The organism is Jeotgalicoccus saudimassiliensis (assembly GCF_000756715.1).
GTDB lineage: Bacteria > Bacillota > Bacilli > Staphylococcales > Salinicoccaceae > Jeotgalicoccus > Jeotgalicoccus saudimassiliensis.
On sequence record NZ_CCSE01000001.1, the window covers coordinates 200365 to 215124 of the forward strand.

Annotated in this window: 16 protein-coding genes and 1 tRNA gene; 14 read left to right on the forward strand and 3 right to left on the reverse strand. The window is 46.2% G+C overall.

Going from position 1 to position 14760, the window contains the following annotated elements; all coding sequences use genetic code 11:
* Positions 1 to 10 precede the first annotated feature (10 nt).
* From rapZ to whiA, 3 genes are read left to right on the forward strand one after another with little or no spacing between them, the layout of a single operon-like run.
* Positions 11 to 895 carry an RNase adapter RapZ gene (gene rapZ, locus RZ44_RS00985; RefSeq protein ID WP_035807519.1) on the forward strand — a complete coding sequence of 295 codons (885 nt, stop codon included), beginning with the start codon at positions 11 to 13 and terminating at the stop codon, positions 893 to 895.
* On the forward strand, positions 882 to 1856 hold the full coding sequence (locus RZ44_RS00990) for a gluconeogenesis factor YvcK family protein (RefSeq protein WP_035807520.1): 975 nt from the start codon (positions 882 to 884) through the stop codon (positions 1854 to 1856). Before rapZ ends, RZ44_RS00990 begins: the two co-directional genes overlap by 14 nt.
* A 27-nt stretch (positions 1857 to 1883) precedes the next feature.
* A complete protein-coding gene (gene whiA / locus RZ44_RS00995) occupies positions 1884 to 2828 on the forward strand; it encodes a DNA-binding protein WhiA (protein WP_035807522.1) in 945 nt (314 codons plus the stop codon).
* 578 nt (positions 2829 to 3406) lie between these two features.
* Here the strand turns inward: whiA and RZ44_RS01000 are convergent.
* Positions 3407 to 4321, reverse strand: coding sequence for a TIGR01777 family oxidoreductase (locus tag RZ44_RS01000; RefSeq protein ID WP_035807523.1), 915 nt, complete (start codon positions 4319 to 4321; stop codon positions 3407 to 3409).
* 93 nt (positions 4322 to 4414) lie between these two features.
* Positions 4415 to 4999 (reverse strand): ATP-dependent Clp endopeptidase proteolytic subunit ClpP, encoded by a 585-nt coding sequence (gene clpP, locus RZ44_RS01005; protein ID WP_035807526.1) that lies wholly within the window; start codon positions 4997 to 4999, stop codon positions 4415 to 4417.
* A gap of 197 nt (positions 5000 to 5196) precedes the next feature.
* Here clpP and RZ44_RS01010 point away from each other — a divergent pair.
* The 9 genes from RZ44_RS01010 to RZ44_RS01050 all read left to right on the forward strand — a co-directional run bounded on the left by RZ44_RS01010 (position 5197) and on the right by RZ44_RS01050 (position 12543).
* A tRNA-Arg gene (locus RZ44_RS01010) sits at positions 5197 to 5268 on the forward strand.
* Between the two features lie 20 nt (positions 5269 to 5288).
* On the forward strand, positions 5289 to 6077 hold the full coding sequence (locus RZ44_RS01015) for a threonine/serine exporter family protein (RefSeq protein WP_035807528.1): 789 nt from the start codon (positions 5289 to 5291) through the stop codon (positions 6075 to 6077).
* A 10-nt stretch (positions 6078 to 6087) separates the two neighbouring features.
* A complete protein-coding gene (locus tag RZ44_RS01020; protein ID WP_035807529.1) occupies positions 6088 to 6549 on the forward strand; it encodes a threonine/serine exporter family protein in 462 nt (153 codons plus the stop codon).
* A gap of 3 nt (positions 6550 to 6552) precedes the next feature.
* Positions 6553 to 6807, forward strand: coding sequence for a glutaredoxin family protein (locus tag RZ44_RS01025; protein WP_035807530.1), 255 nt, complete (start codon positions 6553 to 6555; stop codon positions 6805 to 6807).
* Positions 6808 to 6939: 132 nt separating this feature from the next.
* Positions 6940 to 8136, forward strand: coding sequence for a phosphoglycerate kinase (locus RZ44_RS01030; protein WP_035807531.1), 1197 nt, complete (start codon positions 6940 to 6942; stop codon positions 8134 to 8136).
* A 5-nt stretch (positions 8137 to 8141) separates the two neighbouring features.
* Positions 8142 to 8897, forward strand: a complete 756-nt coding sequence (tpiA, locus tag RZ44_RS01035) for a triose-phosphate isomerase (RefSeq protein ID WP_035807535.1) — start codon at positions 8142 to 8144, stop codon at positions 8895 to 8897.
* Positions 8894 to 10417, forward strand: coding sequence for a 2,3-bisphosphoglycerate-independent phosphoglycerate mutase (gene gpmI, locus RZ44_RS01040; protein ID WP_035807538.1), 1524 nt, complete (start codon positions 8894 to 8896; stop codon positions 10415 to 10417). The genes tpiA and gpmI overlap by 4 nt, the downstream gene beginning before the upstream one ends.
* 36 nt (positions 10418 to 10453) lie before the next feature.
* On the forward strand, positions 10454 to 11752 hold the full coding sequence (gene eno / locus RZ44_RS01045) for a phosphopyruvate hydratase (protein ID WP_035807539.1): 1299 nt from the start codon (positions 10454 to 10456) through the stop codon (positions 11750 to 11752).
* Between the two features lie 80 nt (positions 11753 to 11832).
* Positions 11833 to 12543 (forward strand): hypothetical protein, encoded by a 711-nt coding sequence (locus RZ44_RS01050; RefSeq protein ID WP_141638963.1) that lies wholly within the window; start codon positions 11833 to 11835, stop codon positions 12541 to 12543.
* On the opposite strand, the gene RZ44_RS01055 is transcribed toward RZ44_RS01050, so the two are convergent.
* Entirely contained in the window at positions 12506 to 13408 is a 903-nt protein-coding gene (locus tag RZ44_RS01055) for a nuclease-related domain-containing protein (RefSeq protein ID WP_035807542.1), read from the reverse strand. The genes RZ44_RS01050 and RZ44_RS01055 overlap by 38 nt on opposite strands.
* 229 nt (positions 13409 to 13637) lie before the next feature.
* On the opposite strand from RZ44_RS01055, the gene secG reads away from it, so the two are divergent.
* Together secG and RZ44_RS01065 are read left to right on the forward strand one after the other, a co-directional pair.
* On the forward strand, positions 13638 to 13868 hold the full coding sequence (gene secG, locus RZ44_RS01060; RefSeq protein ID WP_035807544.1) for a preprotein translocase subunit SecG: 231 nt from the start codon (positions 13638 to 13640) through the stop codon (positions 13866 to 13868).
* Between the two features lie 130 nt (positions 13869 to 13998).
* Entirely contained in the window at positions 13999 to 14748 is a 750-nt protein-coding gene (locus tag RZ44_RS01065; protein ID WP_035807545.1) for an alpha/beta hydrolase, read from the forward strand.
* The last annotated feature ends 12 nt before the right edge of the window (positions 14749 to 14760 follow it).

A 14760-nucleotide genomic window follows, 5' to 3' on the forward strand; every position in this document is an offset into this window, starting at 1 on the left:
GGTGTGCTTTATGAAAAATTTAATCATAATTACAGGTATGAGCGGTTCGGGAAAATCTGTTGCACTGGAAGCGATTGAAGATACAGGTTATTTCTGCATCGACAATCTCCCCCCGATTCTTATTCCGAAAGTTGTGGAACTGATGGAAACGACCGACGGCAAGATGAACAAGGTCGCGCTTGGAATCGACCTCCGCGGCAAGGAATTCTTTGATGTGTTAATTCAGAAACTGGAAACCGTGCTGGTTAACGAAGACATTATGCTCCGCATCGTCTTTCTTGATACGGACGATGAAAGACTCGTCAGCCGCTACAAAGAGACGCGCCGTTCCCATCCGTTAAACGAAGGAGTTTCGGTACTGCAGGCAATTAAAAAAGAACGCGAACTGCTGGATGATCTTAAAGGACGCGCATCTGTAATCGTCGATACGACAGACTTGTCCCCGAAAGAATTGAGAGACCACATCTTCACTTTATACAGCGGCGGACGCGAGCAGTTTTTTGCTGTGAACGTGCTGAGTTTCGGATTTAAGCACGGCGTTCCGATCGATGCGGATTTAATGTTCGATGTCCGCTTTCTGCCGAATCCTTTCTACATTCCCGAATACCGTCCGTTAACCGGTCTGAACAAGGAAGTGTACGATTACGTCATGAAGTGGCAGGATACCGATACGTTTTATGACAAACTGTACGATATGATTAAATATTTAATTCCTCAATATATTAAAGAAGGCAAGTCCCAGCTGACTATTGCGATCGGCTGCACAGGCGGTCAGCACCGCTCGGTTGCACTGTCACGCCGCCTGGCAAAAGAACTGGACGAAAAGTTCACATTTGCGGTTAACACGACCCACCGTGATGCGAGAATTGAAGGCACAGTCAATGAAAAAGATTAAAATCGCAATTATCGGAGGCGGTACGGGCCTCGCTGTCTTATCACGCGGATTAAAAACATATCCCGTCGATATTTCAGCGATCGTATCAGTAGCGGATGATGGTGGGTCAACCGGAATTATCCGCGATCAGATCGATATGCCGGCACCCGGTGATATCCGGAACGTCATGTCTGCGTTAAGCGAAGTGGAAACGAAACTTGAGCACCTGTTTACCTACCGCTTTAAAAAAGATGAAATATCCGGACATTCGCTCGGCAACCTAATGCTTGCGGCGATGTACGATATAAGCGGGGACTTTGCCACAGCAGTCAGTGAACTGTCAAAAATACTGAACGTTAAAGGGACGGTCATTCCGTCGACAAACGTCAGTCCGAAGCTTGCAGCCAGAATGGCCGATGACTCGATTATTATCGGTGAAAGCTATATTCCGAAAGTGAAAAAGGAAATACGGGAGATGTACTTAATTCCGACGAATATCGATGCGACACCCGCAGCGGTGGAAGCGATACTTGAAGCGGACATTATCGTACTCGGACCCGGCTCTCTGTACACGAGCATCATTCCAAACCTGCTGCCAAAAGGCATCGCAGAAGCTTTAGCCGATTCCAATGGTATAAAAGTCTACGTGTCAAACCTGCTGGAACAGCCGGGAGAAACGATGGGCATGAGCGCTTTTGATCATCTGTATGCGATAGAGAAACATTTAAAAGCCCGGGTCATCGATTATGTGATTTTAAACGAACGCGACGTCTATGAACAAATGGCGGACACTTATAAAAACAGAGGTGTCCATATTATTAAAAGCGAGCGGGAAAAACTTGAAGCGCACGGAATCAAAGTCATTACCGACGATGAGCTGATTATCGTTGACGACGAACGGGTAGTGCGCCATAACAATGAAAAACTCGCAGAAATTATTTACGACATTGTCATCGATGAGTCGGAGACACTGAAGTATTAGGGAAGATTTTGAAAGGAACGTGGTAGCATGTCATTTGCTTCCGAAATGAAAAATGAATTAACGAGAATTGAAGTGGATGAGTGCTGCATGAAGAGTGAACTGTCCGCACTGATTAAAATGAACGGTGCAGTCAGTTACTTTGACGGCCAGTGGGTCGTAAACGTCCAGACGGAAAACGCTGCGATTGCACGCCGTATTTTCTCGTTAATCAAAAATGTATATAAAATAGAAATCGATCTCCTCGTGAGAAAAAAGATGAAGCTGAAAAAGAACAACGTTTATATTTGCCGCATTAAAAATGAAACGAAAGACGTGCTGGCGGATTTACGAATCTTCTCAGGCGGTGTGCTGACAAATACAGTAACCGATGAAATTAAAAAGAAAGAATGCTGCAGAAGAAGTTATTTAAGAGGCGCATTTTTAGCCGGAGGTTCCGTGAACAATCCGGAAACATCAGCATATCACCTGGAAATCGGTTCGCTTTATGAAGAACACGCACAGGAAATAACGGATATGATGAACAGCTATGCGCTGAACGCTAAATACATCGACCGTAAACGCGGCTATATTATTTACCTGAAAGAAGCGGAGAAGATTGCGGAATTCCTGAGTCTGATCGGCGGCTACCAGGCGCTGTTAAAATTCGAGGACATCCGTATCGTCAGAGACATGCGTAACTCAGTAAACCGTCTTGTGAACTGTGAAACAGCAAACTTAAACAAAACGATTAACGCAGCAATGCGTCAGGTGGAAAACATAAAATTTATCGATGCGGAGATCGGTATCGATGAACTGCCTGAGCGCCTGCGGGAAGTTGCGCGCATTCGCGTTGAACATCAGGACATGACATTAAAAGAAATCGGGGAAGCCGTCTCGACCGGCACGATTTCAAAATCAGGTATCAATCACCGTTTGAGAAAGCTCGATGAAATCGCAGATAAACTGCGTGCCGGCGAGGAAATGGTGTTTTAAAAAGAGGCGCACCCGGATTTTTGATCCGGGTGCGCTTTTTTTGGTGTTTTGTTGGGATGAGGTGGTGCCGGATGACAACGGTGCTCTCCCGTTGTGAACCGAGGAGCGTTGGATGACAACAGCGATTCCCCGTTGTGAACCGGTGAGTGCGGGATGACAACGGTGCTCTCCCGTTGTGAACCGAGGAGCGTTGGATGACAACGGCGTTCTCCCGTTGTGAATCGGTGAGTGTTGGATGACAACGGCAATCCCCCGTTGTGAACCGAGGAGTACCGGATGACAACAGCGTTCCCCCGTTGTGAACCGAGGAGCGTTGGATGACAACAGCGATTCCCCGTTGTGAACCGAGGGGTCCCGGATGACAACAGCGTTCTCCCGTTGTGAACCGAGGGGTCCCGGATGACAACAGCGTTCCCCCGTTGTGAACCGAGGAGTACCGGATGACAACAGCGCTCCCCCGTTGTGAACCGAGGAGTACCGGATGACAACAGCGCTCCCCCGTTGTGAACCGAGCCGTCCCGGATGACAACTGCAATTCCCCGTTGTGAACCGACCACAACCACAACATCAACCCAGCACTATTCTCCGTAAATCTCTTCCAATGCCTGATCCAGAGTCGGGTATAAATATTTAAAGTCGTTATTTAAGAGTACGACAGGGTGGACTTTCTGTCCTTTGGTGACGAGTAGTGAGCGTTCGCCGAGTACTTTATCGATTAAAAATCCGGGTGTTTTAAAGAAATTGGTTTTTCCGAGTACGGCGCTCAGCACTTTTGAGAATTCGCGCTGTCTGACCTGCACGGGTGCGGTGATGTTGACCGGGCCGCTGATTTCCTGGTTCACGCCGATAAATAAGAGTGCATTGACCACGTCATCGATGTGCACCCAGGAATACCATTGGCGGCCGCTCCCGATTTCCCCGCCGACGTTTGCGTTATACAGTTTTTCCATGACGGGCAGTGCTCCCCGGTGTTTATCGAGTACCAGACCAAAGCGTGAAAACACGACGCGGATGCCGAGGTCGCCAATTTTCCGGGCGGCCGATTCCCAGCGGTTCACGACGTCTGATAAAAAGTTCGTCGATGATAATTTGTCGAGTTCATTGTATTCGGCGACCTCACTTGCCGGATAATAACCGACAGCGCTGGCATTAATAAATGCAAGTGGTTTTATATCCGACGTCTCGAGCCAGCGGTGAAGCATATTCGTGACACCGAGTCTGCTGTCCAGTATCAGTTCTTTATATTCTTCTGTCCATTTTTCGTTCAGCGGTGCGCCTGCAAAGTTGTAAATCAGGTCAAAGTCTTCAGGCAGTGCCCCGGCCCAGTCCAGGTTGTTTAAATTGCTGTCATCGTATTTAACGTAATGTATATAAGGGTGTTCGCTCGTCTGTTCCTGACGCGTCAAAATGTAAACGTGATGGCGGTCTTTACGGAATGCATAGGCGAGTTTCGTGCCGATAAAACCGGTACCGCCTGTAATTAGTATATTCAAGTTTATGGCCTCCCAATACATATGATTAACTTTATACTAATTGAAAAAAGGACCCAAGTCACGTATGTGACCCGGGTCCGGCAAAGTTAAATATTATTTTTCTGGTTCCATGACGTGGTCGATTAAGCCGTACTCCTTAGCTTCTTCAGCTGTCATGAAGTTGTCGCGGTCAGTATCTCTCTCGATTTTCTCAAGAGGCTGACCTGTGCGGTCTGCTAAAATCTGGTTCAGCTTCTCGCGTGTTTTTAAAATGTGCTTCGCTGCAATCTCAATTTCAGTTGCCTGACCCTGAGCGCCGCCAAGCGGCTGGTGAATCATAATTTCAGCGTTAGGAAGCGCGTAGCGTTTTCCTTTTGCACCTGCTGTTAACAGGAATGATCCCATCGATGCAGCAAGTCCGAGGCTGATTGTCTGAACATCCGGCTTAATGTGCTGGATTGTATCGTAGATTGCCATGCCGGCAGTAACGCTTCCGCCCGGTGAGTTGATATAAAGGTAAATATCTTTTTCCGAGTCCTGAGCCTGCAGGAATAACAGCTGGCTGACTACCGAGTTTGCAACGTTATCATCGATTGCGCTCCCGATCATAATAATTCTATCTTTTAAGAGTCTTGAATAAATATCGTAAGCACGTTCGCCACGATTTGTCTGTTCAATAACCGTAGGTATTAAATTCATTATATTGCCTCCTGTTTGGTGAACTAAATTTTATTTGATAATATATTTATAACACGTTAGTCAAATAAGGTCAAAAGAAAGAACTTCTGCTGTAATTCAGTTTATCATATTATTTTATTACGTATTTCGTCAATAATTAGTCTTTATTCCTCAATACTTCCTTGCTATAATAAAATGTGCTTTACATATATTAATCTACCCCCGTGGTGTAATGGATAACACGTAAGATTCCGGTTCTTAAGATGGGAGTTCAATTCTTCTCGGGGGTGCTAACAAAGAGGTGGGACAGTTGTCAGTCGAAGAACTAGAAACAGTCGATAAACCCGATGACAGTTTAGACGATGCCTTTGTCCGGAAAGTTTTCTATGTCTGTTTAAACAGCGGGAAGATTTTACTGGAAAGCGGCGCGGAAACATACCGTATCGAAGATACGATGATCCGCATGGCAAACAATTACGGGATCGATAATGTGCAGGTCTTTGTCACAACAACAGTAATCATTCTGTCGATGAATGACTACGCGCTGTCTCAAACGATTAGAATCGATGAACGAGCCAATAACTTACAAAAAGTCGTAAACATTAACGACTTATCGAGAAGCATCACTAAAGGATTACCGATCCGGGATGCGATTAATACGATTGAAAACATTCACGAAACAAAAATGTTTCCGTTCTGGCTGATCGTCTTTACCGGCGGAATGGTTGCGATAATGTTTCTGCTGCTGTTTAACGGTGTGCCGGGAGATATTCCGGTCGCTGCTGCAGGCGGTATGATAGGGGTGCTGATTACGGAAAGTATTCAGCGCTATACTAAAATTAAATTTTTCAACGAATTCTTCGCAGCGTTCTTTATCGCTGTGATTTCCGTATTATATGTGGAGTTCGGACCGGGAACCGAGCTCGAAACGATTATTATCGCAGCGGTGATGCCGCTCGTACCCGGTGTACTGATTACGAATGCGATACGTGAAATGATACGCGGTCATCTGATGGCGGGGACGATGAAAGGCGCAGAAGCCTCGCTGACGGCGATTGCAATCGGTGCCGGTGTCGGACTGGTATTCATGGCAATCTAGGAGGGAAACGATGTTATACGTTGTACAATTTATACTCAGTTTCTTTGCCTCTGCGGGATTCGGAATACTGTTCAATGCACCGAGGAGAACGATACTTGCCGGCGGGCTGAGCGGGGCTTTCGGCTGGCTCATTTATTTTATCGCGACCCAGTTCGAGATTCAGGCGGTCATTGCGACATTTTTCGGTGCGATAATGCTGACACTACTGTCGATAATGAGTGCGCGTTATTTACGGGCGCCGATTATTATTTTCATTACATGCGGTATTATTCCGCTCGTTCCCGGCGGTATGGCATACAATGCGATGCGGAGCGTCGTGCTCCAGAATTACGACCTGGCACTTGCCTACGGCTTCCAGGTGGCATTAATATCGATGGCCATTGCGATGGGAATTATTTCGACAGAAATGATAGATTCACTATTCCAGACACTGAAACGCGAAATTAAAAATATGCGGAAGAAAGAGGCTTAACCAATGCTTAATCTTACTTATTACACACGCGACAACTGTCAGCTGTGTAATGAAGGAAAACTCCAGATCAGACTTGCATTGTCTGAACTGAGGGATAACGTAGTGAAACTGACAGAAGTGAATATTGATAACGACGATGAACTGCAGGAGGAATACATGGTGCGCATACCCGTTCTGAGCGACGGCGGCAACGTGATTCAGGAAGGCATTCTCGACTTTGTAACTATATACGATTACGTAAAAGACAATTACAGATAATAAATACAGTAAGGCGGCGGACAGTTTATGTCCGCTGCTTTTTTTGCGTCTGCGGCCCAAAATACTTTTATAGTTTTCATAAGAGGCCGACATATGTATAATTAGAGTGAATATAAATTTGGAGGCGCATTCATGAAGAAGACTCTTGAAGATGTTGAATTAAAAGGCAAAAAGGTATTAATACGGGCAGATTTTAACGTGCCGATGAAAAGCGGTAAGATTACGGATGATACACGTATTAAAGCTGCTGTAAAAACAATTTCTTATGTTTTGGCCAAAGGCGGGAAAGTGATTCTGTTTTCACACCTCGGGCGTATTAAAACGAAAGAGGACAAGCGTGAATACTCCCTGGCTCCGGTTGCAGACCGTCTAAGCGATATTATGGGGAAAGAAGTGCTGTTCAGCGACAAGACGCGCGGCAAAGACCTGGAAGAAGGTATCGCGGATCTGAAGAACGGTGAAATTCTTCTCGTTCAGAACACACGCTACGAAGATCTGCACGGTTCCAAAGAAAGTAAAAACGATCCGGATCTCGGTAAATACTGGGCATCACTCGGCGACGTATTCGTCAACGACGCGTTCGGTACAGCGCACCGTGAACACGCATCGAACGTCGGTATCAGTGAACACCTGCCGACGGTATCGGGCTTCCTGATGCAAAAAGAAATCGAGTTTATCGGCGGTGCAGTCGATCATCCGAAATCACCGTTCGTTGCAATTTTAGGCGGAGCAAAAGTATCCGACAAAATTAACGTTATCGACAACCTGTTGACTAAAGCTGATAAAATTCTTATCGGCGGAGGAATGGCAAACACTTTCCTGAAAGCACAGGGCCATGCAATTGGAACGTCATTAATCGAAGAAGACAACATTAAAATTGCAGAAGAACTGCTGCAAAAAGCCGACGGTAAACTTGTTCTGCCGGTCGATGTTGTGGCAGCTGCTGAATTTTCGAATGACGCAGACCACCGTATCGTTTCAGTCGATGAGATTCCGGACGATATGATGGCGCTCGATATCGGTACTGAAACTGTTAAATTATATGAAGACACACTTAAAGGTGCAAAAACTGTCGTCTGGAACGGACCGATGGGCGTATTCGAAATGTCGAACTTTGCTCAGGGGACTGTAGGTGTCTGCCAGGCAATCGCCGACCTTGAAGATGCAGTAACGATTATCGGCGGCGGCGATTCTGCAAGCGCGGCACAGGTGCTCGGTTTTGCAGATAAATTCAGCCACATTTCAACTGGCGGCGGTGCTTCACTGGAATATTTGGAAGGTAAGGAATTGCCGGGTCTGAAGGCAATTGATAACGCTGAGGAGGAGTAAGTCATATGCGCACACCATTAATTGCGGGTAACTGGAAAATGAATATGACAGTATCGGAAGCGGGAGCATTTGCTGACGAACTGTTAAATAATAAATTAAATCAAGGGGTTGAAGCGGCGGTATGTGCGCCGTTTATCGACCTGCCTGTACTTATAGAGAAATTTAAAGACACTGACATTAAAGTCGGTGCACAAAATGTGTACTACGAACAGAGTGGTGCGTTTACGGGAGAAATCTCTGCACCGATGCTGAAGGAGCTTGGAGTACATTACGTCATTGCAGGACATTCCGAGAGACGCGAACTGTTCGGTGAGTCGGACAGCGACATTAACAAAAAAGCACATGCTGTTATTGAAGCGGGTATGGTGCCGATTATTTGTGTCGGTGAAACTGAAGCCGAGCGCGACAACGGCGAGCATACTGAAAAAGTTGCAAACCAGGTGAAAGCGGCGCTTCAGGGCGTCAAAGCCGAAGCGGCGGGTGACCTTGTGATTGCCTACGAACCGATCTGGGCGATTGGTACCGGCAAGAGCGCAACGAGCGATGATGCGAATGCCATGTGCAAGTCAATCAGAACAAAAGTTGAAAAGCTTTACGATAAAGGTGTTGCAGACAGCGTGCGTATTTTATACGGCGGTTCGGTAAAACCGGCAACGGTCGAAGAGCTGATGTCTAAAAGTGATGTGGACGGCGCCTTAGTCGGCGGTGCAGCTCTGAAAACTGATGACTATACTGCACTGGTTGCAGGAGCTTTGCGATGAAACAGCCTGCTGCCTTAATCATTCTGGACGGTTTTGCCGAACGTGAAGAAACGTTCGGCAATGCAATAGCACATGCAGATATGCCGAACTTTAAAAAATATAAGGAGATGTTTCCGCATGCAAGCTTAAGCGCTGCGGGAATGGACGTCGGTCTGCCTGATGGGCAGATGGGGAACTCCGAAGTCGGTCATTTAAATATCGGTGCAGGCCGTGTTGTGTATCAGAGCTTAACGCGTATTAACAAGTCGATTGAAGATGGTGACTTTCACGAAAATGCAGTGCTGCTCGATGCGCTGAATCATGTGAAAACTCACAACAGCAAGCTTCACATTATGGGACTGTTAAGTGACGGAGGAGTGCATTCGCACTACAGCCATCTGTTTGAAATACTGAAAATGGCGAAGATTAACGGTCTCGAAGATGTGTTCGTGCACGGCTTCTTAGACGGCCGCGACGTATCGAAAACGTCGGCGCTGACTTACATAGAAGAAACGGAACGTCAGTTTTCAAATATCGGTGTCGGAAAGTTTTCAACGATCAGCGGACGTTACTATGCGATGGACCGCGACAAACGCTGGGAACGGGAAAAACCGGCATACGATGCAATGGTTCACGGTGAAGCGGCTGTGTTTCCAAGTGCGGCGGCCGGTGTTGAAGCGAGCTATGTGAACGAAGTGTTCGATGAATTCGTCGAGCCGTTTATCGTCAGCGAAGCAAACACGATCGGCGATAACGATGCAGTGATTTTCATCAACTTCAGACCGGACCGCGCCGCTCAGCTGAGTGAAGCATTTACAGCGACCGGGTTTAACGGCTTTGACTGCCGCGGTAAAATCGATAATCTGAAGTACGTAACATTTACGAAATACAGTGAAGCGGTTATTGCAGATATTGTATTCGACAAGGTGGACCTTGTAAATACGCTCGGTGAAGTCGTGTCGAACGCAGGGAAGACACAGCTCCGCATTGCGGAAACTGAAAAGTACCCGCACGTGACATACTTTATGAACGGCGGCCGCCACGAGGAGTTTGACGGTGAATCGCGTATTCTCGTTAACTCGCCGAAAGTGGCAACGTACGATCTGCAGCCGGAAATGAGTATTTACGAAGTAACTGACCAGCTCACAGGCGCCCTGGACGGCGGGGATCTCGATATGGTGATTTTAAACTTTGCGAACCCCGACATGGTCGGTCACAGCGGCATGCTCGAACCGACGGTTAAAGCGCTGGAAGCCGTGGACGAGTGTCTCGGTAAAGTTGTCGATAAAATTCTCGAACTTAACGGGACTGCAATTATTACAGCGGACCACGGCAACGCCGATGAAGTCGTGACACTTGCAGGTGAGCCGATGACAGCACACACGGTCAATCCGGTACCGGTTATCGTGACCGATACGGGAGTAATGCTCCGTGAAGGCGGACGCCTTGCGGACCTTGCACCGACGATGCTGGATATTATAAATATCAGCCAGCCTGAAGACATGACAGGCACAAGCCTTTTAATTAAAAATACGTTATAATAAATTCGAACTTAACTAATAAAGGAGTAGGATGACATGCCATTAATTACAGATGTATATGCACGTGAAGTTTTAGACTCTAGAGGAAACCCGACAATTGAAGTTGAGGTATTAACAGAAAGCGGTGCTTTCGGCCGCGCACTGGTTCCTTCAGGCGCTTCTACAGGAGAACATGAAGCGGTAGAACTCCGTGATGGTGACTCATCACGCTTCTTAGGCAAAGGTGTCGAGCAGGCAGTTGAAAACGTCAATGCCATTATTGCACCGGAATTAATCGACGGGGAATTTTCTGTTCTTGAACAGGTTTCAATCGATAAAATGCTTATTCAGTTAGACGGAACAAAAAATAAAGAAAAACTGGGTGCCAACGCTATTTTAGGTGTATCGATTGCCGTAGCGAAAGCAGCAGCAGATATTCTCGGACAGCCGCTTTACAAATATTTAGGCGGATTCAACGCGGTTCAGCTGCCTGTGCCGATGATGAACATTATTAACGGCGGAGAGCATGCTGACAACAGTATCGACATTCAGGAATTCATGATTATGCCTGTTGGCGCTGACACATTCAAGGAATCACTTCGCATGGGTACAGAAATTTTCCACCACCTGGCGAAAGTTTTATCAGCAAAAGGCTACAGCACTGCTGTCGGTGATGAAGGCGGATTCGCTCCGAACCTGAAATCAAACGAAGAAGCACTGGAAGTAATCGGTGAAGCAGTTGCTGCCGCTGGTTACGACCTTGGTACCGACATCGTTCTTGCGATGGACGCGGCATCGAGCGAGTTCTTCAATAAGGAAACAGGTAACTACGAGCTTAAAGGTGAAGGTAAAACTTACTCATCAGAAGAGCTTGTTGACTGGTACGGCGACATGGTTGCGAAGTACCCGATTATCTCAATTGAAGACGGCCTGGACGAAAACGACTGGGCAGGAACTAAACTTCTTACAGACAAAATCGGCGATAAAGTTCAGCTTGTCGGAGACGATCTGTTCGTGACGAACACTGAGAAGTTAGTTCAGGGCATCGAGCAGGGTGTCGGCAACTCAATCCTTGTTAAAGTGAACCAGATTGGTACACTGACAGAAACATTCGAAGCAATCGAAGTTGCTCAGCGTGCAGGTTACACTGCAGTCATCTCACACCGTTCAGGTGAAACAGAAGACACAACAATCGCTGACATCGCAGTTGCAACAAACGCAGGTCAGATTAAGACTGGTGCACCGTCACGTACTGACCGCGTTGCTAAATACAATCAGCTGCTCCGCATCGAAGACGAATTATACGAAACAGGCACATACAAAGGTTTAGCATCATTCTACAACCTTAACAAATAATATTATTACAGTGAAAACCCCTCTTTGAGAGGGGTTTTTGTTGTTTGTTTCGGGGTGATGTGGGGGAGGTGATAAGTGGCGTGGAATTCGTGGACATATCACTTAAAAGGGGTGAAACGGTGATAAGTGCTGAGAAAACTCTCGACTTATCACCAAAAGAGGGTGAAACGGTGATAAATGCTGAGAAAACTCTCGACTTATCACCAAAAGTGGATGAATCGGTGATAAGTGCTGAGAAAATTCTCGACATATCACCAAAAAGCGATGAAATGGTGATAAGTGCTGAGAAACTTCCCGACTTATCACCAAAAGAGGATGAAACGGTGATAAGCGCTGTGAAAATTCTCGACATATCACCAAAAAGCGATGAAATGGTGATAAGTGCTGAGAAAACTCTCGACTTATCACCAAAAGTGGATGAAATGGTGATAAGTGCTGAGAAACTTCCTGACATATCACCAAAAGAGGATGAAACGGTGATAAGTGCTGAGAAACTTCCCGACATATCACCAAAAAGCGATAAAACGGTGATAAGTCTTGTGAAACCACCCGACATATCACCAAAAAGCGATAAAACGGTGATAAGTCTTGTGAAACCACCCGACATATCACCAAAAGGCACTAAAACGGTGATAAGTCTTGTGAAACCACCCGACATATCACCAAAAGGCACTAAAACGGTGATAAGTCCCGAGGAAAATCGCAACTTATCACCGCAAACCAATAACTCTCAACTTCAGATAACGAATACTATCAAAACGATATTTTATTTTCCCTCCTGTACTTATTAACGACTGCTTTGCTGACGGCACCCCCGCTTAATGTTGAAATCATCGCCGGAGTGATGACCCAGGTGTCATTTAACGTACGCAGTTCATCGATTAAACATTCTACAATATTTAAAGTTTTGTATGCAGTTTTACAAAATTTGCAATGATACAAATGACGGTTCACACGCACCAGCTCCGCGACCGAATCGCACCGATAACAAAATACGCCGGGGCGGAGCTCCCCGAAACTGACATTGGCCGGCAGGTCATATATCGAACGTACGAGCCGGCGGCTGTCGAGATAATCGATGAGCGTGCTGTGATCATAATGATTGGAAGTACATATCGCAGCAAGCCGCCGGTGTGTATTGCTTGGTATCATCAAATTTTCTAAGTTAGGCATGTTGTAGATGGTCTGGCGGGGATTCACGAATACGAGGTGCGGTGTAATCTCACTTTTAAATCCGCCTTCACGTATAAGGGAATCGAGTGAAGTGCGCTGGCGGTTCACCTGCATGCTTAAGTCCTTGTACTCCCGGCCGCCGGTGAAGAACCAGGATTTCGATCCGTACACCAGATCGAAGCCGAAGTTTTTCACTTCAAAAGTATAGAGGCGGTCGCCGGCGACAAGCACGTTATCTATCTGTACTTCGCCAAGGCCGCCGGCGACTTTCAAATACTCGGTTCCGGCATCAATTTTAAAACGGTAGTCTTTTAAATGAAAAACATCCAGCGCCCGAACGGATTCATCGAGCAGTCTATCAAATAAAAGTTCACCTTCAAATCCTCGGGCTAATTTCTCCTTTTCTTTTTCTTCGGTTTCACCGAGCAGTGTGCGGCGCGACAAAATTTTCAGCTGTTTGAGTTTTAATGGAAGTTTACGCATGGCACTAACATAATCGACAGGTAAATTATCTCCAAATGACAGTAATTTAAAAACTGCGCAAAAAATGAACAGTTCTCAGCAGCCGGACCTCCGCCACTCCCGGACCCCTGCCACCCCCATACCAATACGCCAATATAACAACTACATTACAAAACAACGCTATACATTGCACATACAGTAAATTTTTGGTACTATTTATACTGTTAATATAAATCGGAGGGGTATCTTCATGCAGACACTACTCATCGTTCTGTTAATCATCGTGTGTATATCGCTTATCGCTGTAGTGTTACTACAATCCGGAAAAAGTGCCGGCCTGTCAGGAGCAATCGGCGGCGGTGCTGAGCAAATGTTCGGTAAGCAAAAAGCGCGCGGTATGGACATGGTTCTACATAGAGCAACTGTAATTTTAGCAATTCTGTTCTTTATGATAATGCTGTTACTGACATACTTAGGTTAATACGTTAAAAGGTGGGCCCGAATCCGATTAATCCCGGATTCAGGCTCTTTTTTTATGTTTGGAACGTTGATTCTTTAGTATCTTTGAAATTTAGCGTACAATAAAAGCAACACTATTTTGAGGTGACCTCATGAATATCAAACTGCCCGAAAAATTTTATTTTAAAAAAGACAGCGGGGATTATGCGGTGCTGCTGCTCCACGGATTTACGGGGAATACATCCGATGTGAGACAGCTCGGCCGCTACCTGCAGAAAAAGGACATGACATCCTATTCGATAAACTACGAGGGGCATGCCGAACATCCGCGGAAGATTACGGAGTCCACGCCGTTTGTCTGGTATAAAGAGGCGGTTGAAGCATACGATTTCCTCCGCGCTGAAGGCTACAGCAATATTTTTGTTGCGGGCGTTTCTCTCGGCGGCGTGTTTGCGCTGAAGCTTGCAGCAGAGCGCGATGTGACAGGCGTTGCGACGATATGCAGTCCGATGTATATGAAAGAAGCATCAACGCTGTATGCGCAGTTTATCGCGTACGCAGAAAAGTACTTAAAGATGTTCGAACAGAAGTCGCCTGAAGAGATCAAAACAGTGACGGATAAACTGGAAATGACAGCTGTTTTCGATGACATCAGGACGTTTATAAATTCGGTAAGAGGGAATTTGGAAGATGTCAGCGTCCCGCTGTTTACCGCCCAGGCGGTGCATGACAAAGTGATCGATCCGGACAGTGCCAACGTCATTTACGACGGCGCCGGGACTGATGAAAAAGTAATTAAATGGTACGATAAAGGCGGTCACGTACTGACTATTGATGAGAGCAAGGAAGAATTATTTGAAGATATATACAATTTTATTGAACAGCACGACTTACAGAATTAATAACAGATATGG

What these genes read in the sequence shown, in the direction of transcription:
- rapZ (WP_035807519.1), top strand. Translation starts at nt 11, where the DNA reads ATGAAAAATTTAATCATAATTACAGGTATGAGCGGTTCGGGAAAATCT.
- RZ44_RS00990 (WP_035807520.1), top strand. Translation starts at nt 882, where the DNA reads ATGAAAAAGATTAAAATCGCAATTATCGGAGGCGGTACGGGCCTCGCT.
- whiA (WP_035807522.1), top strand. Translation starts at nt 1,884, where the DNA reads ATGTCATTTGCTTCCGAAATGAAAAATGAATTAACGAGAATTGAAGTG.
- clpP (WP_035807526.1), bottom strand. Translation starts at nt 4,999, where the DNA reads ATGAATTTAATACCTACGGTTATTGAACAGACAAATCGTGGCGAACGT.
- RZ44_RS01020 (WP_035807529.1), top strand. Translation starts at nt 6,088, where the DNA reads ATGTTATACGTTGTACAATTTATACTCAGTTTCTTTGCCTCTGCGGGA.
- RZ44_RS01025 (WP_035807530.1), top strand. Translation starts at nt 6,553, where the DNA reads ATGCTTAATCTTACTTATTACACACGCGACAACTGTCAGCTGTGTAAT.
- RZ44_RS01030 (WP_035807531.1), top strand. Translation starts at nt 6,940, where the DNA reads ATGAAGAAGACTCTTGAAGATGTTGAATTAAAAGGCAAAAAGGTATTA.
- tpiA (WP_035807535.1), top strand. Translation starts at nt 8,142, where the DNA reads ATGCGCACACCATTAATTGCGGGTAACTGGAAAATGAATATGACAGTA.
- gpmI (WP_035807538.1), top strand. Translation starts at nt 8,894, where the DNA reads ATGAAACAGCCTGCTGCCTTAATCATTCTGGACGGTTTTGCCGAACGT.
- eno (WP_035807539.1), top strand. Translation starts at nt 10,454, where the DNA reads ATGCCATTAATTACAGATGTATATGCACGTGAAGTTTTAGACTCTAGA.
- RZ44_RS01055 (WP_035807542.1), bottom strand. Translation starts at nt 13,408, where the DNA reads ATGCGTAAACTTCCATTAAAACTCAAACAGCTGAAAATTTTGTCGCGC.
- secG (WP_035807544.1), top strand. Translation starts at nt 13,638, where the DNA reads ATGCAGACACTACTCATCGTTCTGTTAATCATCGTGTGTATATCGCTT.
- RZ44_RS01065 (WP_035807545.1), top strand. Translation starts at nt 13,999, where the DNA reads ATGAATATCAAACTGCCCGAAAAATTTTATTTTAAAAAAGACAGCGGG.